24 protein-coding genes are annotated in these 24,727 nt (G+C 62.0%); 14 read left to right on the top strand and 10 right to left on the bottom strand.

What is annotated here, in order from left to right; genetic code table 11:
• Positions 1-51 precede the first annotated feature (51 nt).
• Entirely contained in the window at positions 52-1,629 is a 1,578-nt protein-coding gene (locus NKH59_RS08975) for an ArnT family glycosyltransferase (protein ID WP_353021567.1), read from the top strand.
• 25 nt (positions 1,630-1,654) lie between these two features.
• Complete coding sequence (locus NKH59_RS08970) at positions 1,655-2,968, top strand: M24 family metallopeptidase (protein ID WP_352614063.1); 1,314 nt, start codon at positions 1,655-1,657, stop codon at positions 2,966-2,968.
• A gap of 109 nt (positions 2,969-3,077) precedes the next feature.
• Here the strand turns inward: NKH59_RS08970 and NKH59_RS08965 are convergent, their stop codons facing one another.
• Both NKH59_RS08965 and NKH59_RS08960 read right to left on the bottom strand, forming a co-directional pair.
• Positions 3,078-3,878, bottom strand: coding sequence for a phosphate/phosphite/phosphonate ABC transporter substrate-binding protein (locus tag NKH59_RS08965; RefSeq protein ID WP_352539667.1), 801 nt, complete (start codon positions 3,876-3,878; stop codon positions 3,078-3,080).
• An 83-nt stretch (positions 3,879-3,961) separates the two neighbouring features.
• Entirely contained in the window at positions 3,962-4,972 is a 1,011-nt protein-coding gene (locus tag NKH59_RS08960; protein ID WP_352539666.1) for a fatty acid desaturase, read from the bottom strand.
• Positions 4,973-5,200: 228 nt separating this feature from the next.
• On the opposite strand from NKH59_RS08960, the gene NKH59_RS08955 reads away from it, so the two are divergent.
• Both NKH59_RS08955 and bmt read left to right on the top strand, forming a co-directional pair.
• Positions 5,201-6,043 (top strand): helix-turn-helix domain-containing protein, encoded by an 843-nt coding sequence (locus tag NKH59_RS08955; RefSeq protein WP_352539665.1) that lies wholly within the window; start codon positions 5,201-5,203, stop codon positions 6,041-6,043.
• An 88-nt stretch (positions 6,044-6,131) separates the two neighbouring features.
• Positions 6,132-7,148, top strand: coding sequence for a betaine--homocysteine S-methyltransferase (bmt, locus tag NKH59_RS08950; RefSeq protein WP_352454606.1), 1,017 nt, complete (start codon positions 6,132-6,134; stop codon positions 7,146-7,148).
• Positions 7,149-7,297: 149 nt separating this feature from the next.
• Here the strand turns inward: bmt and NKH59_RS08945 are convergent, their stop codons facing one another.
• The 5 genes from NKH59_RS08945 to NKH59_RS08925 form a co-directional block, all read right to left on the bottom strand.
• The gene (locus NKH59_RS08945) at positions 7,298-9,415 is read right to left on the bottom strand and encodes a vWA domain-containing protein (RefSeq protein ID WP_353021565.1); all 2,118 of its coding nucleotides are present in this window, start codon (positions 9,413-9,415) and stop codon (positions 7,298-7,300) included.
• A gap of 2 nt (positions 9,416-9,417) precedes the next feature.
• Positions 9,418-9,978: an RNA polymerase sigma factor gene (locus NKH59_RS08940; RefSeq protein ID WP_352539663.1), complete on the bottom strand. Its 561-nt coding sequence runs from the start codon at positions 9,976-9,978 to the stop codon at positions 9,418-9,420.
• 68 nt (positions 9,979-10,046) lie between these two features.
• Positions 10,047-10,802 carry a dienelactone hydrolase family protein gene (locus tag NKH59_RS08935; RefSeq protein WP_352539662.1) on the bottom strand — a complete coding sequence of 252 codons (756 nt, stop codon included), beginning with the start codon at positions 10,800-10,802 and terminating at the stop codon, positions 10,047-10,049.
• A 104-nt stretch (positions 10,803-10,906) separates the two neighbouring features.
• Positions 10,907-11,536 carry a hypothetical protein gene (locus NKH59_RS08930; protein WP_352539661.1) on the bottom strand — a complete coding sequence of 210 codons (630 nt, stop codon included), beginning with the start codon at positions 11,534-11,536 and terminating at the stop codon, positions 10,907-10,909.
• A 148-nt stretch (positions 11,537-11,684) separates the two neighbouring features.
• Complete coding sequence (locus NKH59_RS08925) at positions 11,685-13,259, bottom strand: trimethylamine methyltransferase family protein (RefSeq protein ID WP_292654762.1); 1,575 nt, start codon at positions 13,257-13,259, stop codon at positions 11,685-11,687.
• Between the two features lie 308 nt (positions 13,260-13,567).
• Between NKH59_RS08925 and NKH59_RS08920 the strand changes: the two genes are divergently transcribed.
• Positions 13,568-14,266: a cobalamin B12-binding domain-containing protein gene (locus NKH59_RS08920; protein WP_023676506.1), complete on the top strand. Its 699-nt coding sequence runs from the start codon at positions 13,568-13,570 to the stop codon at positions 14,264-14,266.
• Between the two features lie 81 nt (positions 14,267-14,347).
• On the opposite strand, the gene NKH59_RS08915 is transcribed toward NKH59_RS08920, so the two are convergent.
• A complete protein-coding gene (locus NKH59_RS08915) occupies positions 14,348-14,488 on the bottom strand; it encodes an entericidin A/B family lipoprotein (RefSeq protein WP_023676507.1) in 141 nt (46 codons plus the stop codon).
• Positions 14,489-14,552: 64 nt separating this feature from the next.
• Between NKH59_RS08915 and NKH59_RS08910 the strand changes: the two genes are divergently transcribed.
• Positions 14,553-15,182 (top strand): DUF1638 domain-containing protein, encoded by a 630-nt coding sequence (locus NKH59_RS08910; RefSeq protein WP_352539660.1) that lies wholly within the window; start codon positions 14,553-14,555, stop codon positions 15,180-15,182.
• A 58-nt stretch (positions 15,183-15,240) separates the two neighbouring features.
• Here NKH59_RS08910 and NKH59_RS08905 read toward each other — a convergent pair whose 3' ends face one another.
• The gene (locus NKH59_RS08905) at positions 15,241-15,756 is read right to left on the bottom strand and encodes a hypothetical protein (RefSeq protein ID WP_352539659.1); all 516 of its coding nucleotides are present in this window, start codon (positions 15,754-15,756) and stop codon (positions 15,241-15,243) included.
• Positions 15,757-16,713 (bottom strand): NAD-dependent epimerase/dehydratase family protein, encoded by a 957-nt coding sequence (locus tag NKH59_RS08900; RefSeq protein WP_352539658.1) that lies wholly within the window; start codon positions 16,711-16,713, stop codon positions 15,757-15,759.
• 121 nt (positions 16,714-16,834) lie between these two features.
• Here NKH59_RS08900 and NKH59_RS08895 point away from each other — a divergent pair, with 121 nt between their 5' ends.
• The 8 genes from NKH59_RS08895 to NKH59_RS08860 all read left to right on the top strand — a co-directional run bounded on the left by NKH59_RS08895 (position 16,835) and on the right by NKH59_RS08860 (position 24,706).
• Positions 16,835-17,410 carry a DUF4893 domain-containing protein gene (locus tag NKH59_RS08895; RefSeq protein WP_352470292.1) on the top strand — a complete coding sequence of 192 codons (576 nt, stop codon included), beginning with the start codon at positions 16,835-16,837 and terminating at the stop codon, positions 17,408-17,410.
• 78 nt (positions 17,411-17,488) lie between these two features.
• Positions 17,489-18,271 (top strand): formyl transferase, encoded by a 783-nt coding sequence (locus NKH59_RS08890; protein ID WP_353021564.1) that lies wholly within the window; start codon positions 17,489-17,491, stop codon positions 18,269-18,271.
• A gap of 43 nt (positions 18,272-18,314) precedes the next feature.
• Positions 18,315-19,226 (top strand): fatty acid desaturase, encoded by a 912-nt coding sequence (locus NKH59_RS08885; protein WP_352539656.1) that lies wholly within the window; start codon positions 18,315-18,317, stop codon positions 19,224-19,226.
• Positions 19,227-19,461: 235 nt separating this feature from the next.
• Entirely contained in the window at positions 19,462-19,764 is a 303-nt protein-coding gene (locus NKH59_RS08880; RefSeq protein WP_352539655.1) for a virulence factor, read from the top strand.
• Positions 19,757-20,380, top strand: coding sequence for a methylenetetrahydrofolate reductase C-terminal domain-containing protein (locus NKH59_RS08875; protein ID WP_352454616.1), 624 nt, complete (start codon positions 19,757-19,759; stop codon positions 20,378-20,380). Before NKH59_RS08880 ends, NKH59_RS08875 begins: the two co-directional genes overlap by 8 nt.
• Complete coding sequence (locus NKH59_RS08870) at positions 20,377-21,468, top strand: methylenetetrahydrofolate reductase (RefSeq protein WP_353021561.1); 1,092 nt, start codon at positions 20,377-20,379, stop codon at positions 21,466-21,468. The genes NKH59_RS08875 and NKH59_RS08870 overlap by 4 nt, the downstream gene beginning before the upstream one ends.
• Before the next feature lie 80 nt (positions 21,469-21,548).
• A complete protein-coding gene (locus NKH59_RS08865) occupies positions 21,549-22,523 on the top strand; it encodes a methyltetrahydrofolate cobalamin methyltransferase (RefSeq protein ID WP_023676516.1) in 975 nt (324 codons plus the stop codon).
• A gap of 113 nt (positions 22,524-22,636) precedes the next feature.
• Positions 22,637-24,706, top strand: a complete 2,070-nt coding sequence (locus tag NKH59_RS08860; protein WP_023676517.1) for an ASKHA domain-containing protein — start codon at positions 22,637-22,639, stop codon at positions 24,704-24,706.
• The last annotated feature ends 21 nt before the right edge of the window (positions 24,707-24,727 follow it).

Here is a 24,727-nt window from a genome sequence, read left to right as displayed (position 1 = left end):
TCATGCTAGCGCAGCCGGCAACACTCTGCTGGCAAGGGCGATGAGATTTCATTGAAGTACAATCTGAGATGGGCCGAGTGGCTGGCCGAGGGACGGATCGGCCCCTTCCCGGCGGCGATCGTCATGGTCGCGGCTTACTTTGCCTTGCAGACCATCATACTGTCCCTGTTGAGCTCTTGGGCGGGAACCGGCGTCGGCATCGATGATGCGGAGCAGCTGATCTATGTTCCGTATCTCTGGGCTGGATATGGCGGCTCGCAACCACCCCTGTACACCTGGATCAACTGGCTGGCCGCGCATGTTTTCGGCACCAGTATCTTCACGCTGAAGCTCGTCAAATACTCCGTGCTGTTCCTTGCCGCCTGCAGCGTGTTCGCCGCCATGCGGCGGTTCAGCTACACCAAAGCGACAGCGGCGGCGGCCATGTTCGGCCTGTTTACGATCCCGCAGATCGTCTGGGAATCGCAGCGCGCCTTGTCGCATTCCGTCGCCGTCGTCGGCTTCTGCTCGCTGCTCCTGCTGGCCATGGCCTATCTTCTCGAGCGGCGAAGCATGATCGCCTATGCGGCGTTTGGCCTGGCCACGGCGGCGGCAATTCTTGCCAAATATAATGATGTCTTCCTCGTGGTGGCCCTTGTTGCGGCCGTGCTGTCGCTGCGCGAATGGCGCAGCGCGATTCTCGATCCGAAGTTCGCCATCAGCATAGCGGTCGCGATATTGGTGCTGGCGCCAACCACCTATTGGAGCCTCATGCATCCCGCCGATTTATTGTCGAGAGGCGAGAAGTTCGGAATAGACGCGCAACAAGGGCGCGTGGCGGCGGCCTTTGTCGGCGCCGGCAAGTTTATCATGGGCACCTTCAATTTCGCGGTCTTGCCGGTGCTCGTTTCCGCCCTCACGTTCTGGCTGGCGAAGTTCCGTTTCTCCGAGCGGCACCCGAAAGGTCCGGCAAGGGAAATTCTGTTGTGGCGTACCTTGGCGCTCGGCTTGGCCATGCTTGCAGTACTTGTACTTGCCACCGGCGTGACGGTGGTCAAGGACCGCTGGCTGCTACCGGTCCTGTTCATGTTGCCGCTGGCCATCGTCGCCACTATGGAACGGCTGGCGCCGCGCGGCAGGAATGCGCAGCTCCTGGTGATCGCGGCTGGAGCGATCATCGCCGTGCTGCTCGCGCCCGCCACCTGGTACGTCCAGATAAACGGGACCAGTGGCCTCTCGCGGATGATCCGCGTGGATTACCCCGCCCTCTATCGCCAACTGACTGCGGACGGACCGGTCAAAACCGCAATATCTGATGGTGCATGGGTCGGAAACCTGCGGTTGGTCGATGAAAACCTGGTCGCACTTGACCAGGAAGTGCCTAATTTCGAAACGCTGATGCAGGAGCCGGCCGTACTCGTCTGGCTTGACCGAGACGATCCGCGTCCGGTCATTTTGGAGCAGCTCAACGCGGCCGGCTATGAGCCGGACGGCCAACCACGGCAAATGATGGTTCCGCTGTTGCGCGGCACCGGCAAGTCCGCCCGGGCCGGCGCCTATGTAAGATTGAAGAGAATGGCGGTGGGAGAAACCACGGCGCCCAAGGAAGGCGTTAGCGGAGGAGCCGAGGGTGGACAGGAACCCGACTGACCGGCCCCGTCATCACCGCAAGATCATGCCGTTCGAGCCGGACGGCTCGAACGATGTGCTGCACAAAAAATCGCGGCTGAAGGCCGCTGAACTCAACCAGCATGCGCTGGGCTATGGAGCGCTGGCGGAAGTCGAATGGCAGGCGGCGGGCATTGCTGCTCCTGACCTGCCCGCCATGCGCCGATATCGGCTCGAGCGCATCCGCGCCGAGCTGAAGCGCCGCGACTATGCGGGAGCCCTGCTCTACGATCCGGTCAATATCCGCTATGCCACCGACGCAACCAACATGCAGCTCTGGGTCGCACACAATCGGACCAGGCATTGTTTCGTTGCCACCGATGGCCCGGTGGTGCTGTTCGACTATTTCTCCTGCGAGCACCTTTCCGATCATTCCGGCGTCGTCGACGAGGTGCGGCCGGCGGTGTCGTGGGCTTATCTGTACAGCGGCGAGCTGACCGGCCAAAAAGCCCGCCGCTGGGCAGCCGGCATCGCCGACCTGGTATTGGAACATGGCGGCGGCAATCGCCGCATCGCAGTCGACCACATCAATCCCGAGGGCATCGAAGAGCTCGCCCGCCTCGGCATCTCGACCGGCAATGGCGAGGCGGTGATGGAAAATGCGCGGCTGATCAAATCGCCCGACGAAATCCTTGCCATGCGCCGGGCGATCGCCGCTTGCGAGGCGGCAATGGGCGAGATGGAGAAGGCGTTGAGGCCTGGCATCTCCGAGAACGAATTGTGGGCCGAACTCCATCGCGGCAACATCGCGCGCGGCGGCGAATGGATCGAAACCCGGCTCCTGTCGTCGGGTCCGCGCACCAATCCATGGTTCCAGGAGTGTTCGTCGCGGACGATCAAGGCCGGCGAGCTCGTCGCTTTCGACACCGACCTGATCGGTCCTTACGGCTTCTGCGCCGACCTTTCGCGCACCTGGCTTTGCGGTGACGCGCCGCCGTCGCAGGAGCAGCGCGACCTGTTCCGCATCGCCGCCGACCAGATCGCCCACAACACGGAGCTGATGCGGCCGGGCATATCGTTCCGCGACCTCGTCGAGGGCTCGTCAGTGCCACCGGGAGACTGCTTCCCGGCCCGTTACGGGGTGCTCTATCACGGCGTCGGCCTTGCCGACGAATACCCGACTTTGCCGCATGCTGGCGACTGGACCGACGACACACCGGACGGAGTGCTCGAACCTGGCATGGTGCTGTGCGTCGAGAGCTATATCGGTCGGCTTGGCGGCTACGAAGGCGTCAAGATCGAAGAACAGATCCTGATCACTGAAACCGGCTACGAGAAGCTTTCGACCTACCCGCTCGACAATCGGCTGCTTGGCGGCTGAGCGATGCTAATGCATGTCGCGCAAAACTGTGCAGCGGCTTTGCGATAACGACATGCATAAAACAAAAATCTAAAGCGCGTCGCATGAGGCCGACCGAACGCGACGCGCTTTACGTGAGCGCCGCGATCGCCTCGCGCATCGCGGCGACGATCGTTTCCGGCGTCGTCCTGGCGGTGATGAACGGCAAGCCTTTGCGCCGCCTTGTCCAGCCGACGACCGTCACCTTCTGCGCCGCCGGCTCGAAACGCTGCGCCAGCGCCCAGCTCTCGCAATCGATCGCCGCGACGTCCGCCCTGCCCTCGGCAACGGCAACGATCGAAGCACGGTGCCCACAGCTTTCGCTCAGCCCGGAAAAGATATCCAAACTCTCGCCCAATGCTTGCAGGTCGCGGGCTGGCGCGATGATGCCCGACATGGAATCGAGGCTGTTGAAGGTGAAGCGCTTGCTGCGAAGCTGATCGAGCGGAATGACGGCACCGCCGTCGGCCGGCGCCCTTGCCGGCGGTGCCTCGCCCGCCCTCATGACGATGGCGCTCGAATAGAGTTCGCCCTGTCCACCCTTGAAGGCGTCGTAACGCGGCTGGCCGATGAGCTGGACACGCTGCGACAGGCCGAGTTCCATCGGTCCCCAGCAGGTTTGTGCAAAGAGCAGCGCCGGATGCAGCCAGAGCTGGTGAAAATCCAGTTCGTCCGGCGGCAATGTCGCCGGATCGGGCGCGATGGGTTTTCCCTGATCATCGCGAATACCGCCAGGTACGGGGGGCAAATCGCCGGTGCGGCGGATGATCGTCTCCGGCGCATCGATGCCTTTTTGCCTGAAAGCATCGCGCAGCCGCGCCCATTGCGCGTCGACATCGTCCCGCGCTTCCGGCCAGTCGTACATCGGCAAAGCCGCAATGAATTCGCTCATGCCGGGATTTGACCGTTATGCGGGGAAATTGACAAGGTCAGGAAAGCGTCGTCCGCGCGGCACCGCCTGCAACAACGCAAGAATCATTCTTTCGGCGGCTCGGCGGGTACCGGTGCGCTGCCAAGCCCATTGAGGCTGCGTGCCCTGACGCGCGGCTTGAATGCGCGTCCTGGTTCCGGCATGCGCCGCAGCACGGGATGGACGACCGGCTCCTTCGCCTTGAAGGCATAGGCCTTGAGCAGCGCGAAATAGTTCGGATAGGCGTAGCCATTGTTCATCCGCAGCCATTCGTCGCGGCGGTCGGCGAACAGCTTCGGCAGCCTGTACCAGGCCACCGTCGGGCTCTTGTGATGGACGAAATGCAGATTGTTGTTGAGGAACAGGAAGGACAGCGGCGAGCGCTCGACGATGATCGTGCGGCCTTCCGGATGTTCAGACCATTGGTGCTCGGCGTAGGTGCGGATCGAAATCAGCGACTGCCCAAGCCACACCGGCACCAGTATGTAGAGCCATAACGGCATGCCGAAGCCGAACTGCACGACAGGCAGCACCACGACGAGGCCGATCGCATGCAGCAGCCATGCCTTGCGGATGGACTTGTCGCCCGCGGCAACCTGCTTGGCGTCGTCGATGAAAAAGCCGATGCAGGAAAGCCACGGGCCTAGCACCAAACGCCCGATCATCGTGTTGTTGACCTTCAGCAGGAATTTCATCGCCGACGGCAGCTCCTCGTGCTGCCAGAGAGCCTTGTAATAGCTTTCGGGATCATCGAGCGGATCGGTCAGGCGCTCGTCTGCATGGTGGCGCAGATGAATGGTCTTGAACCGGCGAAACGGCCAGACAAGGCCAATCGGCAGGAACACAAAGGCTTCGTTGAGCCGCGCATTCCGGGTTGGGTGGCCGTGCAGGACCTCGTGCATCAGCGAGGATTGCAGCGCCGCAATCAGGGTCAGAAAGGCGAGTGCCAGCAGCGGGTAAGAGGGCCAGAGCAGGAAGCCGGTAGCGAGCCAGCCGCCGTAGCAGAGAAGTGCGAGAAATGCTGTCGGCCATTCGATGGCCATTGCGCCGTGTCGCCTGTTGCCCATGCTCGTCATGCTATCGACCACTGCCTTCCAGTCGCCGGAACCCGTTTGATTCCTGACAACATTGTGTCAGGAGCGTTGCGTCGGCGCAACGCGATAAAGCGCACAAACTGTTGCGATTGCGCATTTTCAGCTGCATATGTTATGTATTGTAAACAGCCAACAGGATTCATTTGCGCCTGAAGCCCGCGTTCGCGGCTTTAAGCGCAAATTTTTCCTCCTATTGAATGGGGTAGCGATTTGGACAAGCGCGACCTGTCGACGATCTTTCGCGAGCGCCTGAAAATGCTCTTGACAAGGTCCGATTTGAACCAATCAGCCTTCGCCGCCGCGGTTGGCATTGACCGTTCGGCACTGTCGCAGCTGCTCTCCGGCGCCTCGACCCGCCTTCCCCGTGCTGAAACGCTGCTCAACATCGCCGCCGAATTCAAAGTCTCGCTCGACTGGCTGCTCGGCCTCAGTCACGATGAGGGCGTCACCGGTGAAATCCGCGAGAGCCTTGAGATCGAGGAGGCGCCGGACGGCTTCGACCGCACGCTGCTGGCTCGCTGGCATGCCGAGGCGGCGGGAACGAAAATCCGCTATGTGCCGGCCGGCATTCCCGATCTTCTGCGCACCGAGGCGCTTGTCGACTACGAAGCTGTCATCGCCAACAAGAGCCGCGAGGCACAGGCCGGCGAGACGCAGTACCGCATCGACTACAACCGACGGCCCGAAACCGACATGGAAGTCTGTATGCCGCGCCACACGCTGGAGATCTTCGCGCGCGGGCTGGGCGTGTGGGACCGCTTTCCGGAGGCCGACCGCCACCAGCAGCTCCTGCACATGGCGACGCTGCTCGACGACCTCTATCCCACCTTCCGCCTGTTTCTCTATGACGGGCGGATGCGCTATTCGATCCCCTACACCATCTTCGGGCCCTATCGCGCCGCCATTTACGTCGGCGACATGTATCTGGTGCTGAACGCCACGCAGCCGATCCGCATCCTGACCAGCCATTTCGACAATCTGATCCGTGCCGCGGACGTCAACGCGCATGAAGCGGCCAGCTTCACACGAAAGCTGGCGGAGATGCGATTTTGACCGGTTGCTCTACGTGCCGACATTGACGGCACATAAAGAATTCTTTATATCCTTATCTCAGTTATTCTTCCGGGAAGGCGTATTTCACATGACCAATCCGATCGACGCTCTGCTTGCCGAAAAGGGCGTCCTGCTCGCCGATGGCGCCACCGGCACGAATCTGTTCGCCATGGGCCTTGAGGCCGGAGAGGCTCCCGAGCTCTTGAACGAGACCGCGCCCGACACCATCACCAGCCTGCACCAGAACTTTGTCGATGCCGGCGCCGACATCATCCTGACCAACTCTTTTGGCGGCACCCGCCATCGGCTCAAGCTGCACCACGCGCAGGACCGGGTCTATGCGCTGAACAAGCGCGCGGCCGAGATCGCAAGCGCCGTCGCCGGCAACGCCGGCCGCAAGGTGATCGTGGCCGGCTCCGTCGGCCCGACCGGCGAGCTGCTGGTGCCGCTCGGCGCCATGACCTATGACGAGGCGGTCGAAGCCTTTGCCGAGCAGATTGAGGGGCTGAAGGCCGGCGGCGCCGAAGTCGCCTGGATCGAAACCATGTCGGCGCCTGACGAAATCCGCGCCGCCGCCGAAGCCGCCATCCGCGTCGGCCTGCCCTATACCTATACCGGCTCCTTCGACACCGCCGGCCGCACCATGATGGGACTGCTGCCGAAGGACATCCACGGCGTCGTCGATGGCCTGTCGCAGACACCGCTCGGTGTCGGCGCCAATTGCGGTGTCGGCGCCTCCGACATTCTCGCGTCGCTGCTCGACATGACCGAGGCGAAGCCGGAAGCAACGGTGATCGTCAAGGGCAATTGCGGCATTCCCGAATTTCGCGGTGCCGAGATCTACTATTCCGGCACACCCGAGCTGATGGCCGACTATGTGCGCCTCGCCGTCGATGCCGGCGCCAAAATCGTCGGCGGCTGCTGCGGCACCTCGTTCCAGCACCTCGCCGCAATGCGCAAGGCGCTCGATGCGCACACCAAGTCGGATCGCCCGACCGTCGAGCAGATCGTCGAACGCATCGGCCCGATGCGCAACAAGCAGGCTACGGTCAATGTCGCCGAGACCAGCGAAGCCCGCCGCGAGCGGCGCCGCGGACGCGCCTGACGCTTTCGTCTGCGACATGGTCCGCGCGAAGCAGTGCGGCCGCGAAAAAAGGCCGGCAAGGTTTCCCTCGCCGGCCTGCCTCACCCGCCCGTAGGCCGGCTCCCCCTATCAGAACGATCCCATCTGAAAGAAACCGGCCGTCATTGCCACTACCGGTTACCGCCGAGCGCCGAGGCAAGGCGCACGAGCGAGAGGAACTCGGACCTGTACCCAAATGGGTCGGCTCCCCTGGCAGCGGTGGCAATCTCCATGATCTTGTCGTAGCCGAACTTCGCGGTCGCATCCTCGTCGCGCAGCTTCTGGCCGAACGCAGCAACGGCAACGGAGAAACGCTGGTCGGTGCTGGCCTGGTCGAACGACGCCACCTCGTTGGCTGACGTTACCGGCGTGGTGATCAGCTTCGAGGTGTCCTCGTTCGGCAGTTTGTAGCGGATCTTGACGAAAGCATATTCGTCGGCATTGGCGACACCGCCATTGTTCACCGAGGCCTGGCCGTAGCGCAGCTGGTCGATCTGTTCGCCGCCGCTGCCCTTAGGCGTGATCTCGTAGATTGCGGTGACTGAATGACCTGAGCCGATCTCGCCGGCATCGACCCGGTCATTGTTGAAATCCTCTCGATTCAAGGCGCGGGTTTCGTAGCCAATCAGCCGGTACTCCGAGACCTTGTTCGGGTTGAACTCGACCTGGATCTTCACGTCCTTGGCGATGGTGAACAGCGTCGAGGAGGCATCCTCGACCAGCACCTTCTCGGCCTCCGCCAACGTATCGATGTAGGCAGCAGTGCCATTGCCGTTCTGGGCGATGGTCTGCATCATCTGGTCGTTCAGATTGTCGCGGCCGAAGCCGAACACCGACAGGAATACGCCTGTCTTGCGCTCCTTTTCGATCAGCCGCTTCAGGTCGTCGTCGTCGGTCTGGCCGACATTGAAGTCGCCATCGGTGGCGAGCATCACCCGATTGATGCCGTCCTTGACGAAGGATTTCTGCGCCAGCCTGTAGGCTTCCTTGATGCCGGCCTCGCCTGCCGTCGAGCCGCCGGATGTCAGATTGTCGATGGCAGCGAGGATCTTGTCCTTTTCCGAAGCCTTGGTGGGCTCCAGCACGGTACCGGCATCGCCCGCATAGGTGACGATCGAGACGGTGTCGTCAGGTCTCAGCTTGTTGACCAGCAGTCGGAAGGCCGACTGCAGGAGCGGAAGCTTGTCCTGCTCGTTCATCGACCCCGACACATCGATCAGGAAGACCAGATTGGCCCTGGGCTGCTCGGCCGGCTTCACGTCGAAACCCTTGATGGCGACATGCATCAGCCTGGTGTGCTCGTTCCACGGCGACGGCATGACGCTGACGGTCGAGTTGAACGGCGTCGAGGCGGAGTCCGGGCCTTTCCAGTCATAGGGGAAGTAGTTAACCATCTCCTCGACGCGAACCGTGTCGGCCTGCGGGATAAAGCCTTCCTTCAGCGAGCGCCGGACGAAGGAATAGGAAGCGGTGTCGACATCGATCGAGAAGGTCGAGACCGGGTCTTCAAGTGCGGCATGCACCGGGTTGGTCTTGAAATTCTCGACGCGGTCGCGGTTTTCCTCTTGCGGCAGCATCTGGTCGGCCGGCGCAGCGGCGGGCTGCTGTGCCATCAGCTTGGGCTCGGCAACCGTGCCAGGCATGCGGCCGACCCGCGCGCCGCCATCGGCTGAAGGGGCCGCGGAGCTTGCGTCGCCGTTCAACGCAAGCTCGCTGCTCGGCTGCGGTTCGGGTGCATTGCGGCTGAGCACATCCTGCTGCGTCAGCCCGCCGACTGCGGTCGATTCCGCCTTCGGCGGCGATGTCGGCGCCACAAGCGCCTCGCCGGCGTTACGGCTTTCACTGTCGGCGTCCGCCTTCTTCTGCTTGTCCGCTTCGGCAACGACCGGCGGTTTGACGGTCGTCGGCTTGTCAGCCAGCGTTTCGGTGATCTTATCCCCGCCGAATTCGGGCCCGTCGAATTTGGATTCCCCCAGCATATAAATGGTAGCGTATCCGGCGATCGGCAGGGCAACGAGCCCGGCAATGGCCGGCGTGGCGAAGAGTTTCTTTTGCATGATTTCGCTCCAGAGCCTTTGTGCTCGCTCTGTGAGACGAAGCCCGCTCACCGATCCTTGGGCGCCCGGCAAAGTTTTTTCTTCCATGTCATAGGCGCGCAGCGCGGCCTGGAGGGCACGCGCCTTTGCGTCCGCGTCCGGCGCCGGTGCTGCGATGTCGCGCAGTCTGTTCAGTTCGTTGTCGTCGACCATGGTCACACTTCCCCGGCTGAACGCATCAGCGTCTTCAGCCGTTTCTTCGCTTCATGGATGTGCCAGGAAACCGTTGTCTCCGAGATCGCCATCGCCTCGGCGGCGGCGGCGTGGCTCAGCCCTTCGCCATAAACCAGCAGCACCGCATCGCGCTGCTTGTCCGGCAGCTTGCGCACCGCTGCCCAGAGCGGCTCGGCCGGGTCTTCCGGCTCAGACGAGATTTCCCCCGAAATCAGCGCATAGGCGCCATAGGCCTCGGTCTTGACCGTCTCGCGGGCGGTCTTGCGCATCATGTCGCGCGCCGCATTCAGCGTCATGATGTAGAGCCACGTCGTGAAGGCACCGCTGCCGTGATAGTCGCGGATCGCCCGCCCGAGCCGGACGCAGACTTCCTGGGCGATGTCCTCGGCGTCGGCCTTTTTCCCGCACCAACGATAGGCGGCGCGATAGACGAAACCATAGTGCCTTTCGAGCAACTTGCCGAAAGCACCCCGGTCTCCGCCCTTCGCCCGTCCGATCAGTTCGGCGTCGGAGGCTTCGCTTTCGTCCAGCATCATCGCCATCATTTGCCTGTTGGACGAAGGCTAATGGCGGTTCCTTGGGGCGATGGAAAGAATTTTTTGGCGGGCGGTCACGTCGTAATGGTTGGCGTGACTTGGCCGAGCGTCTCCGCAAACAGCGTCGTCAGCCGCTTCCAGTGGCGTTCGGCGCCGGCTGCATCGAAGGCACTATGGTCCGGCATGCACCAGCCATGCGCCATGCCGGCATAGTTCTCTATGACATGATCGACCTTGGCGGCGCGCAGTGTTTCGGCGAGCCGCGCCGATTGCTCCGGCGGAAAGCTGCGGTCGACACCGGCAGTGCCGATATAGACCCTTGCCTTGAGTGAGGCGGCCTTCCGGTGCGGACTGTCGGCGGCGTCACCGGCCAGATTGCCACCGTGGAAACTGGCAGCAGCGGCGATGCGGTCGGAATAGGTGGCCGCCGCGTTCAGCGCCCGCGCTCCGCCCATGCAGTAGCCGACAATGCCGACCGGCCCGGTCAGGCCTTGGGCAGCGAGCGCATCGAGGAACGCGCCGCTGTCGCGGATCGTCATCTCCTGGGTCGTGCCGCCGACGAGACCTGTGATTGCGGCCTTGCTCCTCTCGTCACTGAACGCAGTCTTGGCTTCGAAAGGGCCGTAGGGCGCGTTGCGGTAAAAAAGGTCCGGCACCAGCACCGCATAGCCTTCGTCGGTAAGCCTTTCCGCCATCTGGTCGAGCGCCGGTCGCGGGCCAAAAGCGTCCATGTAGAGGATGATCGCTGCCTTGGCTGGGGCTGCCGAGCGGAACAGCCCGGCTTTGGCCACGCCGTCACTCGTCTTGATCTGGATCGCTTGCTTGGCCATCGCCCGCTCCGTTGACATGTCGTGCGATAGATATCCGCGCTGACCGTCGCCGCAAGCTGTAATGAGGCGATCTGCTTCAAGATTTCGTGCGGCATTCGGCGACGCTACAGACGCGCGAATGCTGCCATGTGAAAGGCCTGAACCTCGGCCGGATAGCGATAATCGGTACCGTAAGGACAGGCGTTGCGATCAAGGCAGCCGCCGGTCCGGCAGGGCGCGCCGTTTTGCCCGCGCACATGGGCCAGACAGGTTTCATGTGCAAAACCATTCGCAGAATAAGCCTCGACCGGACAGGATTTCAGGCAAGGTTTTTCCAAACATGTATCGCAAAGGTGAACCACCTCGTGGGGTTGTTGGAGCGCAATCTCATTTTCGAACAGCAGCGCGCCGCGATAGGCGTGCCAGAGCCCGTATTGCGGATGCATGAGGATGCCGAGCGGCGACGGCCGCAAGCCCTCCGCCCGCACCGCCCATTGCTGGAACGGCAGATACGGTCTGTCGGACGGTGACACGGCGCGCGCCCCGAATTTTCCGGCCACCGCGCCGATCACTTCGCGAGACCATCTGTCGAGCGGATCGTCGATCGGCTGTGACTGTTTCTCCAACCAGCGCAGGAAGTGCGGCCAAGGTGCGGCACCCGCCTGCCCCACCAGCAGAACGGATCTGGCGGCAGCGCCGGAGAGACCGGAGGGTTTTTCTTCAGCACCTGCAAAATTGAAGCCGCCGCGAAGCATAAGGCCATGGACGGAAAGTGCCGCCGCGATTGTTTGAGTCATGCCGCGCTCGGGATCATCCCTTCTTGTCCGGGTCGGAGAAGGCGCTCCGCCAGACTTCCTTGTGGATGATGTTGGCGACTTTAGCCCCGCCTGATTCGGGCTCCTTTCAGGTGAAGGCGTCGGCCATCGACGCCTTCTTCCTGGCGATGAAGTCCTTCAGCCCGTCGTCGATGCCCGGGTCGAGATACGGCGCCTCGTAGCTCTCCAGCCAGCGGCGGGCGAGCTCGTTGGCGCGCTGCGGCGCGGTTTTTTCGCCTTCGGCCAGCCATTGCTCGTAGGAATTGTTATCGGCGATGTTGGAGCGGTAGAACGCGGTCTGGAAATTGGCCTGGGTGTGATCGCAGCCGAGATAGTGGCTGCCTGGGCCGACCTGGCGGATGGCGTCCATCGCCTGGCCGTTTTCCGACAGGTCGACACCCTCAGAGAACTTCTGCGTCATGCCGAGCTGGTCGATATCCATCATGAACTTTTCGTAGCAGGAGGCGAGACCGCCCTCGAGCCAGCCGGCCGAATGCAGCACGAAGTTGGTGCCGGCGAGGATCGTCGAGTTCAGCGTGTTGGCGCTCTCGTAGGCGGCCTGCGCATCGGGGATTTTTGAAGCACAGAGCGAACCGCCGGTGCGAAACGGCAGGCCGAGCCGACGGGCAAGCTGTGCGGCGCCATACGAGACCAGCGACGGCTCCGGCGTGCCGAAGGTCGGCGCGCCCGACTGCATCGAGATCGACGAGGCGAAGGTGCCGAACAGCACCGGCGCACCCGGCCGGATCAGCTGGGTGAACGACGCTCCCGCCAGAACCTCGGCTAAAACCTGGGTCAGCGTGCCGGCGACCGTCACCGGGCTCATCGCACCGGCAAGGATGAACGGCGTGACGATACAGGCCTGATTGTGGCGCGAATAGACCTTCAGCGCTCCCAGCATGGTCTCGTCGAAGACCATCGGCGAGTTGGCGTTGATCAGGCTGGTCAGCACCGTGTTGTTCTCGACGAAATCGTCACCGAACACGATCTTGGCCATCGCCACCGTATCTTCCGCGCGCTCGGGCGCGGTCACCGAGCCCATGAACGGCTTGTCCGAATATTTGATATGGCTGTAGACCATGTCGAGATGCCGTTTGTTGACCGGCACGTCGACCGGCTCGCAAACCGTGCCGCCCGAATGGTGGATCGACGGCGCCATATAGGCGAGTTTCACGAAATTCCGGAAATCCTCGATCGTCGCATAGCGCCTGACGCCGTCGAGATCGCGCACGAAGGGCGGTCCATAGACCGGCGCGAACACTGTCGCGTTGCCGCCGATCTGCACCGAGCGCTCGCCGTTGCGGGCGTGCTGGGTATAGACGGACGGAGCGGTCTTCAACAGCGAGCGGCAGAGGCCCTTGGGGAAATGCACCCGCTCGCCCTTGACGTCGGCGCCCGCCTCTTTCCAAAGCTGCAGCGCCTCGGCGTCGTCGCGGAAGATGATGCCGATCTCCTCCAGCACCGTATCGGTGTTCTTTTCGATCAGCGCCAGCCCTTCCTCGTCCAGCACTTCATAGACGTTGATCTTGCGCTTGATATAGGTGAGCTGTGTGCCGGGGCCGCCGCCCGAACGCGCGGCCCGTCGGGCTGCGGCGCCACCGCTGGCAGCGCGCCCGCGCCGTGCGTTTGACGCTTCCTGATCGACCGGCGCGTTCTCACTCATAATCGTTCTTCCCTGGCTTTCGTTCTGGCCTGATTTACTCCGGCCGGGCTGTTGTACCGGCCTGAAATCCGTTTGCGGCCGCATATTGCGGTCTCTGGCCGGATCGTAGCCATGCACCCTATTCGAAACGGCCCGCCAGCGCCAACGCCTGTCGCAAAATCGACAAGAATTCCAAGAGATTTACGGTCGCTTTCGTTTTGCGGGAAGTCGCAAATCAGCTATGGACAACCGGCCCGTGCGGGTTAGGTATTGACGCGATATTTTTAAGCTGCCGCGATAGTTGTAGCCGGCAAGGAGCCTGAGAAAAAATGGCCGACGACGAGATCATCCTTTCGGAACTCTCCGACGACGAGTTGGTGCAGCAGATGCACGACGATCTTTATGACGGGTTGAAGGAAGAAATCGAGGAAGGCACCAATATCCTTCTCGAGCGCGGCTGGGCGCCTTACAAGGTGTTGACCGAGGCTCTGGTCGAGGGCATGCGTATCGTCGGCGAGGATTTCCGCGACGGCATCCTGTTCGTTCCCGAAGTGCTGCTGTCGGCCAACGCGATGAAGGCCGGCATGTTCATCCTGCGTCCGCTGCTTGTCGCCACAGGCGCGCCGAAGCAGGGCAAGATGGTGATCGGCACCGTCAAGGGCGACATCCACGACATCGGCAAGAACCTGGTCGGCATGATGATGGAAGGCGCCGGCTTCGATGTCATCGACCTCGGCATCAACAATGCGGTCGAAAAATATCTCGATGCCATCGAAAAGCACCAGCCCGACATCATCGGCATGTCGGCCCTGCTGACGACGACCATGCCTTACATGAAGGTCGTCATCGATACGATGAAGGAAAAAGGCATTCGCGACGACTATGTCGTACTGGTCGGCGGCGCACCGCTCAACGAGGAATTCGGCAAAGCCGTCGGCGCCGACGCCTATTGCCGCGACGCCGCGGTGGCAGTCGAGACCGCCAAGGACTTCATGAAGCGCAAGCACAACGTCCGCGCTTCGGCCTGAGCCAATAAGTCCGGCACGAACAAGAAAAGCCGCGCCTTGCAGTGCGGCTTTTTTATTCCCAAATGTTGAGAGCCGTGCGGATCAGGGTTTCTTGACGGTATCGTCAACTGCCTTCGCAGTGGATTTGATATCCTTACCGACGCCGCGCACCGTGTTGGCGCAGGCCGAAACAGCCAAGGCGCAGGCGAGAATAGCGATTGGCGCGACGCGGAACAATTTCATGAATGGTGTCTCCCTCAGCATATAAATTCGCTGGACAGCAACGAAGATCGATTAGACTGGTTCCATGACTACCGCGCGAAAACAACAATCCGATCAAGGCGACAGGCTGCTCGTCATCGCCTGCGGGATGATCGCGCGCGAAGTTTTGGCGGTCAAGGAGCAGCTCGGGCTCGACCATCTCGACCTGACCTGCCTGCCGGCGGAGTTCCATTTCTATCCGGACCGCATCGCGCCGGCCATGGACAAGGCTATCGAGAAGGCCAAGACCGACGGCTACAGACACATCTTCGTCGGCTATGCCGATTGCGGCACGGGTGGCCTGCTCGATCGGATCTGCGAGAAGCATGGCGTCGAGCGCATGGCCGGGCCGCATTGCTTTGCTTTCTACCAGGGCATGGATGCCTATGCGAAGGTCGCCGATGACGACATGATGTCGTTCTACATGACCGACTTCCTCTGCCGGCAATTCGATGCCTTCTTCATGAAGCCGCTCGGCCTCGACAAGCACCCGGAGCTGATCAAGGACTATTTCGGCAACTACGAGAAGCTGATCTATATCGCTCAGACCAACGACCCGGAACTCGACAAGGTCGCCGAAAAGGCGGCGAAAATGCTCGGCCTCGCCTATGAGCGCCGCTCGACCGGCTATGGTGACCTGACGAAGGAACTGGCCAGCGCCTCAGCACATTCGTAAAAGAAATAGCGTCCTCTAAGCGTTTGCCGGAGGCTGCCGTTCATTTTCGCCCACCGATTCACCGATCCGATATGACATCGATAATGCGCCCGGTTTCAAGGCGGATCGGTCCCCGCGCGGTTGGATCTTTAAGCAATATTTCGGCAAGCATTGCATCGACATTGTCAAAATTACTTTGCAGAATTGACGGATCACTTAGCTCCCAATACGCCCCTTCATCGACGACATTGAGACTGGAGAACAAGCGAGTAATTTCGCGAAGAAAGCTGATGATCTCGATATGAGCGCCTGCACCTGAAAACTGAGTTTTACAGTGTTGTTGAACGAAGAGGTGCTTGTCGAACTCAAGCCGCAGCGGTTCCGAATTGGGATGCGGTTGAAGCTCTATTCCAAACACAGGGCCAATATAGTCCACGTTTCGTTCATCAATGACTCGATTGAGCGTCTTCTCGCGCTCATCGATCTCGCGCACCGGCCAGTCTCGCGCAATGGCGAACGCCTTGGCTTCGTGCAGCAAAGCAGCATATTGCTCGTGACCCCGTAACTGTCCTTCAAAGTAGATTGTTACTCCCAACTACCTCTCCCAGTGACGCGCATTCCTGACGAATACCCGCGCTCTTATTCCGCCACAAGCCGGGCGAGCACATCGGCAAAGCTCGTCTTGCAGATGAAACCCAGCCGCTTCCTGCGCCCGCGACGCATCATAGACCCGGTCGATCGACGAAAACATCGTCCAGCCTTTCTTCGCGTAGAGCGCCGGATAATCCGGAAAATAGCGCGCCACGACCGACGGCGCGTCGGCGATCAAGGCCGCGCAATCTTCGGGCTGGAAAGGCGTCGGTGCCGAGATGATGAAAGTGTCGAAGCCCAATTGCGGCGCTTTCTCCAGGGCAGCGATGTGGGCGTCGGCTGCGTCCTCCACCGTCAGCCGGCGGAACAACAGCTCATTGGCCTTGGTGTTGGCATCCGACTGTTCGATCACGTGCGCCATGTCGTCCGCCTCGGGAAAAAACCGGGCGGTGCGCAACACGATCACCGGCAGGCCGAACTGCAAATGATAGAGCCGGCAGAGCTGTTCGGCTGAAAGCTTGGTGACGCCGTAGATGTTGCGCGGTTCAGGCGACATGTCTTCCGTCAGCCATGCCGCCTTGCGCGTCCCGCCGGTGAAGCCGGCGCGAATGGTTTGGGAAATCATCAGCGACGTCGTCGACGTGAACACGAAACGCTGAACGCCGAATGCTGCCGCCGCGTCGAGCAGGTTGAGCGTGCCGCGCACATTCGTCTCGACGAAATCCTCGTTGCGATAACGTTCGATGTCAGGCTTGTGCAGCGCGCCGCTATGGATGATGGCCTCGACGCGGTTCCCCTCGACCGCCCTCATGACCAGGTCGCGATCGGCCACTGAGCCGACGATCGGCGTTTCCGAAGACGGAACGGGATCGAGGCCGGTGACGTCATGGCCAAGAGCCCGCAGGCGCGGCGCCAAGGCGCTGCCCAGCCAACCGGACGATCCCGTCAGCAAGATCCGCATTCTTTCCACCTCGTTTCTGCTGTCGATGCTCAGGCACGGATGACAGAACGCGGCGAAACATTAAGGTATGCGCCAGACAAGAAAACAGCCTGCTCCAGCCATCAAAAAGGAAACGCCACCGATGATCGCTCGCCTCATGTTTGCCGCAGCAACTGTCCTCTGCTTGACCATGCCCGCGTTCGCCGATGGCGAGGTGCAGACGCTGATAACGGCTGCCGACAAGGCGCGGCTCAACAAATATGGCGAGACGCGCAAGGCAGCGCTTGACGAGGCGAAGGCCGGCGATCCCGCCGAGGTCAAGCAGCTCGACGCTTTGCTGGCAAAGCCGCTGGTTCCCTTCTCTGACAGGGACCTGACCGGCAAATGGCAATGCCGCACCATCAAGGCCGGCGGATTGAGCCCGCTCGTCATCTATGGCTGGTTCAAATGCGAGGTGAGCGACGACGGTTCTGGCTGGAGACTGGAAAAGATCACCGGCTCGCAACGCACCAAGGGCCGCTTCTTCGACGATGGCGAGAAACGCGCGATCTATCTCGGTTCCTTCCACGTCAACGACGATCCGGCAAAGCCCTACGGCAGCGGCCCGGAAAGCGATCAGGTCGGCTATGCCTTCCGCAACAGCGCCAGTGAATGGCGCATCGAGTTCCCGGCGCCCTATTACGAATCGAAGCTCGATATCCTCGAATTCAAGCGCTGAGCCCGATCACCAGGGGTTAACCCGGTCAGCCTAGCATTCGCGCGCAAAGAACAGGTTCTTTGCGGGGAGTCGCAGAGCATGGCACTGTCGAAAACAAACCAACGGCCGATCGTCGTCGTCACCGAAGGCGGCCCGCATATCTGGGCGATCGTCAACGCCCTCGCCGATCAACTCGGCCCGGTCAGCGTCATCCTCGAAGCTCCTGAATCCAAAAAGCAATTGCTCCTCGCGCGGGCGCGGCGGCAAGGCTGGACCTCGGCCATCGGTCAAGTCGGCACGATGGTGCTGACGCGCCTCGGCAAGCGCTTCTTCGCCGGCCACGCAGCACGGCTTGCCGCCGGGCAGAAGCTGCAAACCGAACCGAAGCCTAGGCACAAGATCATTTATGTCTCGTCGGCCAACGCGCCGGAGTGCCTGCAGGCGATTGCGGAAATCCAGCCGGGTGTGGTGCTGCTCGCCGGCTGCCGCTTGCTGTCGCGGCAGACGCTGGCGAAAATCCCTTGCCCGGTCCTCAACTACCATGCCGGCATCGCCCCGAAATATCGTGGCATGAACGGCGGTTACTGGGCGCTGGCTTCAGGCGATGCGGAGAACTTCGGCACCACCGTGCATCTGGTCGACGCCGGCGTCGACACTGGCGGCGTGCTGCGGCAGACGCGTGGCAAACCGCAGCCCGGCGACACAGTTTCGAGCTACGCGTTGCGGCAGGCGGCCTTCTCGCGCGACATCTGCGTCGAAGCGGTCAGGGATGCGCTGGCCGGCAAGCTCGGCACGGTGGATCCCGGCCTACCTTCGACACAATGGTATCATCCGACGATATGGTTTTATCTCTGGACGGGGATAAGGAACGGCGTCTGGTGACGCGCCGATTTACCGGACAGCCACCCGCCACTAACATTGCATCATGAGCGACATCGACCACCGCACCATCATTGCCGGCCTTTCGGTCGAGGACCGTCGCGACCTCACCGCCAGGGTTGACCGGCCAGGCATTGTCCGGCTGGCGGTCCATGCCGGGCTGGTTATCCTGCTAGGCGCGCTGATCGCCGCTCGCATCCCGTTCTGGCCCGCGCTCGTCTTGCCGCAGGGAATCCTGATCGTCTTCTTCTTCACGCCGTTGCACGAGACCATCCATGAAACTGCGTTCAGAACGGCGCGGCTCAATCGCACCATCGCCGCCGTGGCCGGCTTCCTTATCCTGCTGCCGCCGGCATGGTTCCGCTATTTCCATTTCGCCCATCACCGCCATACGCACGACCCGGACAACGACCCCGAACTGATGGCCCCGAAGCCGGAGACCATCAGCCAATATCTGCGCTATCTGTCAGGCGGCCCCTATTGGATCGCCATGGGCCGTGTGATCGCAACCAATGCGGCGGGCCGCAACCGCGACGGCTTTGTGCCGGAAAAGGGCCGCGGCAAGGTGGTTGCCGAAGCACGGCTGTTCCTGATCGGCTATGCGGCATTGCTGGCCGCATCGCTCGCCGCGCAGTCGGCGCTGCTGTTGTGGGTCTGGATCGTGCCGGTGCTGGTCGGACAGCCGTTTTTGCGTGCCTACCTGCTGGCCGAGCACGCGTTGTGCCCGCATGTCGCCAACATGCTCGAGAACACCCGCACCACCTTCACCACAAGGCTGGTGCGCTTCGTGGCTTGGAACATGCCGTACCATTCCGAGCACCATTCCTATCCGGCCGTTCCCTTCCACCGCCTGCCGCGCTTCCATGACATCGTCGCGGAGCATTTACGCACGACCGAACGAGGTTACGTGCGCTTCCACAGGAAGCTGGTCGGCAGCTACGATGGCCGCGCCGGCTGACCTGCGCTGGAACAGACATCGCTTTCGTCGGCGCTCGTCGATTGCGTCGCTTTTGAAGGCGCCCGCGTCGTCCCATAACAAGCAGCCCAACAGCGCTTCCGGCAATGCTCGAAACCACTGCATTGGCCAAAAGATCGGAATCGATCTTCGGAGAGCACGATGCAGCGGAGTTAAATGGTAGAGCATCGTTTGTGCGTCCGATTGGACGCACGGCGCTCTGCAGGAGCAGGAAATTATGGCCGATCTGATCGTTGTCTACTGGCGCGACATCCCCGCCCAGGTCATCGTCAAAAAGGGCCGGCAGAACGCCAAGCGCGAACTGCCGCTGCGCTTCACCGAGGCGATCGACATGTGCGCCATGCGCACCGGCGCCGGCGGTACCGACGACTATCTTGCCGAATGGCGCAAGGCAGAACCCATTCCGGTCAGTGACGATCTTGAAGCCGAGGCCGAGAAGGCTCTTCAGGAACTTGATGCGAAATACGACCGTGAGCGGCTGGTCGCTCTGGTCAAGGCGGGGGGCAAAGAGAATGTCTGATCCCCAATCAATGCCGGCGACGACGGCTCAAGCCGGCGTGACCCAGGCGACCATCGTCAAGAAGGCGGCGCCGAAATCCGACTACAAGCCGGCCGACGTGTCGCCGCAGCGGCGTGTGCAGCGCTCTTTCGCGGTGCGGCTTTGGTCTGTGCGGCATTCGCGGCTGCTCGAATGGTTCTACGGCAAATTCGCCGACATGTTCCTGCTCCTCCATCCGCTGTGGAAGGGCATCGGCTACAGCCGTGTCGAAGGGCCTGTGAAATTCGTCGAAAAGCGCGTCAAGGGATTCATGTTCGACTGCCGCATGTGCGGCCAGTGCATCCTTTCCTCGACCGGCATGTCGTGCCCAATGAACTGCCCCAAGCAATTGCGCAACGGCCCTTGCGGCGGTGTCCGCGCCAACGGCAATTGCGAGGTCGAGCCTGACATGCCTTGCGTCTGGGTCAAAGCCTGGGAAGGCTCGCGGAACATGGTGCATGGCGACAAGATTTTGGAAGTGCAGAAGCCGGTGGATCAGTCCTTGCGCGAAACTTCCGCCTGGCTGCGGGTCACCGCGCAGGCCGCGGCCGCCCGCAATGCGGCCCGGAATACTACGAAGACCGGAGCATCGGCATGATCGGCCGTCAGCCAGACGAGAATCCGACCGGCATCCATTTGCCGCTCGATCCCCTGCCCGGCCACACCTCGCGTGGCCGGCTGGAACGCGTCCTCAGGCGCGGCGAGTTCGCAGTGACGACCGAGCTCAATCCGCCCGACAGCGCCGATCCGGAAGACGTCTACAACCGCGCCAGGATTTTCGACGGCTGGGTCGACGCCATCAATGCCGTCGACGCTTCCGGCGCCAACTGCCACATGTCGTCGGTCGGCATCTGCGCGCTGCTGACCCGCATGGGCTATGCCCCGATCATGCAGATCGCCTGCCGCGACCGGAACCGCATCGCCATCCAGGGCGACGTGCTTGGGGGTGCTGCGATGGGCGTCGCCAACATGCTGTGCCTGACCGGCGACGGCGTGCAAGCCGGCGACCAGCCCGGCGCCAAGCCGGTGTTCGATCTCGACTGCATGTCGCTGCTCGAAACCTGCCGCGTTATGCGCGATAACGGCAAATTCCTGTCCGGCCGCAAACTCACGACCCCGCCGCAGCTTTTCCTTGGCGCGGCGATCAACCCGTTTGCGCCGCCGATCGATTTCCGGCCCTATCGGCTGGGCAAGAAGATCGCCGCCGGGGCACAGTTCGTGCAGAGCCAGTACTGCTTCGACGTACCGATGTTCCGCACCTACATGCAGAAGGTCCGCGATCTCGGCTATACCGAGAAATGTTTCATCCTGTGCGGCGTCGGGCCGCTGGCCTCGGCCAAGACGGCCAAATGGATCCGCTCCAACGTACCTGGCATTCACATTCCCGATCAGATCGTCAAGCGCCTGGAAGGCGCTCAGGATCAGAAGAAGGAAGGCAAGCAGCTCTGCATCGACATCATCAATGAGGTGAAGGAAATTCCCGGTGTGTCCGGCGTCCATGTGATGGCCTATCGCCAGGAAGAATACGTCGCTGAGATCGTCGACGAATCTGGCGTGCTGAAGGGTCGCCGGCCGTGGAAACGCGAAATCCGCCGCGACGACCAGCTCGTTGCCGACCGGCTCGACCACATACTGCATGACGACCTCACCGAAACCCAGGTCGACATGGTCAAGACCGCGCATTGACAGCGCGAATCGTCAGCATTCGCTTGATCAGAAACAGATAACGATATAAAGAACTCTTTATATCACGATGGAGAGATTTCATGACCCGCACCATCGTCGCCTCGGCGACACGAGAAATCATCATCGGCTTCGATCAGCCCTTCTGCGTGATCGGCGAGCGCATCAATCCGACCGGCCGCAAAAAGCTGGCCGCCGAAATGATCGCCGGCAATTTTGAGACCGTCATCAAGGATGCGCTGGAACAGGCCGCCTGTGGGGCGACCATGCTCGACGTCAATGCCGGCGTCACTGCAGTCGATCCCAACGCCACCGAGCCGGCGCTGCTGGTGCAGACGCTGGAGATCGTGCAAGGCCTGGTCGACCTGCCGTTGTCGATCGACTCCTCCGTGACTGCGGCAATCGAAGCGGCGCTGAAGGTCGCCAAAGGCCGGCCGCTGGTCAATTCCGTCACCGGCGAGGAGGAAAAGCTCGAAGCCATCCTGCCGTTGATCAAGAAATACAACGTTCCTGTCGTCGCCATTTCCAACGACGAGACCGGTATTTCGATGGATCCCGATGTGCGCTTCGCCGTCGCCAAGAAGATCGTTCAGCGCTGTGCCGACTTCGGCATTCCGGCGCATGATGTGGTCGTCGACCCGCTGGTCATGCCGATCGGCGCGCTGGGCGATGCCGGCCGCCAGGTATTTGCCCTGCTACGCCGGCTGCGCGAGGAGCTCAAGGTCAACACCACCTGCGGCCTCTCCAACATCTCGTTCGGCCTGCCGCACCGTCATGGCATCAACGCCGCCTTCATCCCGATGGTGATCGGCGCCGGCATGACATCGGCGATCATGAACCCGGTGCGGCCGCAGGAAATGGAAGCGGTGCGTGGCGCCAACGTGCTGAACGGCACCGACGAGAACTGCACCAACTGGATCAGGACCTACAAGGACTACAAGCCTGCTGAAGGCGGCCAGGCCGTTGCCGCCCGGACGCAGGTCAACGCGCCGGGCGATGGCAATGGCAATGGCGGACGCAGGCGCGGCGGCCGCGAAGCGCGTATGGCCCGGGGTTGAGCCAGGTCTTGGCCGACACGATATGGGGCCCAGGACTGGGGAGGAACCGAGACATAGCGGCATCGCTGCCGTAGCCAAGACCCGAGCTGCGTAGAAAGTAAAGTCTGGAACGTATGAACTCTCCCGTCAACATCACCGATCCGCTCGTGCTGTTCATGCCGTCGGGCAAGCGCGGGCGGTTTCCCGTCGGCACGCCGGTTCTGGACGCCGCGCGCCAACTCGGTGTCTATGTCGAGAGCGTGTGCGGCGGGCGTGCCACTTGCGGGCGTTGCCAGATCGAGGTGCAGGAAGGCAATTTCGCCAAGCACAAGATCGTTTCCTCCAACGATCACCTCTCGCCCAAGGGCGCTAAGGAAGAGCGCTACGAGCGCGTACGCGGCCTGCCCGAGCGCCGCCGGCTGTCCTGCTCGGCGCAGATTCTCGGCGATCTCGTCGTCGACGTGCCGCAGGACACCGTCATCAACGCGCAGACCATTCGCAAGGACGCCGACACCAGGGTCATCGCCCGCGATGCGGCAATCCGCATGTGCTATGTCGAGATCGAAGAACCCGACATGCACAAGCCGCTCGGCGACCTCGACCGTCTGAAGATCGCGCTGATGAAGGACTGGGGCCTCAAGAGCCTCGATTTCGATTTCCATCTGTTGCCGCAGGTGCAAGGCATTTTGCGCAAAGGCAACTGGACCGCGACCGCCGCCATCCACAAGGACACCGACAGCGAGACCGCACGGGTCATCGCTTTGTGGCCCGGCCTCAAGAACGAGGCGTACGGACTTGCCTGCGATATCGGCTCGACCACGATCGCCATGCATCTGGTGTCGTTGCTGTCGGGCCGCGTGGCCGCCTCGTCGGGCACATCCAATCCGCAGATCCGCTTCGGCGAGGATCTGATGAGCCGTGTCTCGTACGTGATGATGAACCCGGACGGCCGCGAAGGCATGACGGTCGCCGTGCGCGAGGCCATTTCGGGGCTTGTGGACAAGGTCTGCACCGAAGGCAACGTCCAACGCAACGACATCCTGGATTCCGTGTTCGTCGGCAATCCGATCATGCACCATCTGTTCCTCGGCATCGATCCGACCGAGCTCGGCGGCGCCCCCTTCGCGCTAGCCGTCTCCGGCGCCGTGCACATCAAGGCATCGGATATCGGTTTGAAGCTCAACCAGGGCGCCAGGCTCTATATGCTTCCTTGCATTGCCGGCCATGTCGGCGCGGACGCTGCCGCAGTGACGCTGTCGGAAGGGCCGCACCGCCAGGACGAGATGATGCTGATCGTCGATGTCGGCACCAATGCCGAGATCGTGCTCGGCAATCGCCAGCGGGTCGTGGCGGCCTCATCGCCAACTGGCCCGGCCTTCGAAGGTGCGGAAATCTCCGGTGGCCAGCGCGCCGCACCGGGTGCCATCGAGCGCGTCCGCATCGATCCTGAAACGCTGGAACCGAAATACCGCGTCATAGGCTCGGAACTCTGGTCCGACGAGCCGGGCTTCCTCGACAGTGTGCAGGCGACCGGCGTCACCGGTATTTGCGGCTCCGGCATCATCGAGGTGGTCGCCGAGATGTATCTCGCCGGCATCATCTCCGAGGACGGCGTCGTCGATGGATCGCTGAGCGGCCACTCGCCCCGCGTCGTCGCCAATGGCCGCACCTTCTCCTATGTGCTGAAGGAAGGCGAGCCCAAGATCACCATCACCCAGACTGATGTGCGCGCTATCCAGCTTGCCAAGGCCGCCCTTTATGCCGGCACCAAGCTTTTGATGGAAAAACAGCACACCGATCATGTCGACCGCATCCACTTCGCCGGCGCATTCGGCTCGTTCATCGACCCGAAATACGCAATGGTGCTGGGCCTGATTCCGGATTGCGACCTCGACAAGGTCTCGGCCGTTGGCAATGCGGCCGGCGCCGGCGCCCGCATGGCGCTGTTGAACCGTGGCTATCGCCGCGAGATCGAGGAAACCGTTAGCAAGATCGAGAAGATCGAGACGGCGCTGGAGCCGAAATTCCAGGAACATTTCGTTTATGCCATGGCGCTCCCGAACAAGATCGACCCGTTTCCCAAGCTGTCGGCGGCGGTGAAACTGCCGCCGCGCAAGACGGTGAGCGAAGACGGCATTGCCGGCGACGCTGCCCCGCGGCGGCGTTCGCGCGAAGGCCATGCCGCGCGGCGCGGGCGGGGATGACTCGCCTCCGCCAGGCTGTCA

This window comes from Mesorhizobium sp. M0998 (assembly GCF_040318885.1).
Taxonomy (GTDB): domain Bacteria; phylum Pseudomonadota; class Alphaproteobacteria; order Rhizobiales; family Rhizobiaceae; genus Mesorhizobium.
This window is presented reverse-complemented; position numbering and strand designations above follow the sequence as displayed.

Excerpts from the sequence above, each read along its gene's own strand:
- NKH59_RS08935 (WP_352539662.1), bottom strand. The coding sequence starts at position 10,802 with ATGGCCAAGCAAGCGATCCAGATCAAGACGAGTGACGGCGTGGCCAAA.
- NKH59_RS08920 (WP_023676506.1), top strand. The coding sequence starts at position 13,568 with ATGGCCGACGACGAGATCATCCTTTCGGAACTCTCCGACGACGAGTTG.
- NKH59_RS08880 (WP_352539655.1), top strand. The coding sequence starts at position 19,462 with ATGGCCGATCTGATCGTTGTCTACTGGCGCGACATCCCCGCCCAGGTC.
- NKH59_RS08930 (WP_352539661.1), bottom strand. The coding sequence starts at position 11,536 with ATGCTTCGCGGCGGCTTCAATTTTGCAGGTGCTGAAGAAAAACCCTCC.
- NKH59_RS08970 (WP_352614063.1), top strand. The coding sequence starts at position 1,655 with ATGCCGTTCGAGCCGGACGGCTCGAACGATGTGCTGCACAAAAAATCG.
- NKH59_RS08915 (WP_023676507.1), bottom strand. The coding sequence starts at position 14,488 with ATGAAATTGTTCCGCGTCGCGCCAATCGCTATTCTCGCCTGCGCCTTG.
- NKH59_RS08925 (WP_292654762.1), bottom strand. The coding sequence starts at position 13,259 with ATGAGTGAGAACGCGCCGGTCGATCAGGAAGCGTCAAACGCACGGCGC.
- NKH59_RS08870 (WP_353021561.1), top strand. The coding sequence starts at position 20,377 with ATGATCGGCCGTCAGCCAGACGAGAATCCGACCGGCATCCATTTGCCG.
- NKH59_RS08865 (WP_023676516.1), top strand. The coding sequence starts at position 21,549 with ATGACCCGCACCATCGTCGCCTCGGCGACACGAGAAATCATCATCGGC.
- NKH59_RS08945 (WP_353021565.1), bottom strand. The coding sequence starts at position 9,415 with ATGGTCGACGACAACGAACTGAACAGACTGCGCGACATCGCAGCACCG.
- NKH59_RS08960 (WP_352539666.1), bottom strand. The coding sequence starts at position 4,972 with ATGACGAGCATGGGCAACAGGCGACACGGCGCAATGGCCATCGAATGG.
- NKH59_RS08885 (WP_352539656.1), top strand. The coding sequence starts at position 18,315 with ATGAGCGACATCGACCACCGCACCATCATTGCCGGCCTTTCGGTCGAG.
- bmt (WP_352454606.1), top strand. The coding sequence starts at position 6,132 with ATGACCAATCCGATCGACGCTCTGCTTGCCGAAAAGGGCGTCCTGCTC.
- NKH59_RS08940 (WP_352539663.1), bottom strand. The coding sequence starts at position 9,978 with ATGGCGATGATGCTGGACGAAAGCGAAGCCTCCGACGCCGAACTGATC.
- NKH59_RS08900 (WP_352539658.1), bottom strand. The coding sequence starts at position 16,713 with ATGCGGATCTTGCTGACGGGATCGTCCGGTTGGCTGGGCAGCGCCTTG.
- NKH59_RS08890 (WP_353021564.1), top strand. The coding sequence starts at position 17,489 with ATGGCACTGTCGAAAACAAACCAACGGCCGATCGTCGTCGTCACCGAA.
- NKH59_RS08895 (WP_352470292.1), top strand. The coding sequence starts at position 16,835 with ATGATCGCTCGCCTCATGTTTGCCGCAGCAACTGTCCTCTGCTTGACC.
- NKH59_RS08910 (WP_352539660.1), top strand. The coding sequence starts at position 14,553 with ATGACTACCGCGCGAAAACAACAATCCGATCAAGGCGACAGGCTGCTC.
- NKH59_RS08875 (WP_352454616.1), top strand. The coding sequence starts at position 19,757 with ATGTCTGATCCCCAATCAATGCCGGCGACGACGGCTCAAGCCGGCGTG.
- NKH59_RS08860 (WP_023676517.1), top strand. The coding sequence starts at position 22,637 with ATGAACTCTCCCGTCAACATCACCGATCCGCTCGTGCTGTTCATGCCG.
- NKH59_RS08965 (WP_352539667.1), bottom strand. The coding sequence starts at position 3,878 with ATGAGCGAATTCATTGCGGCTTTGCCGATGTACGACTGGCCGGAAGCG.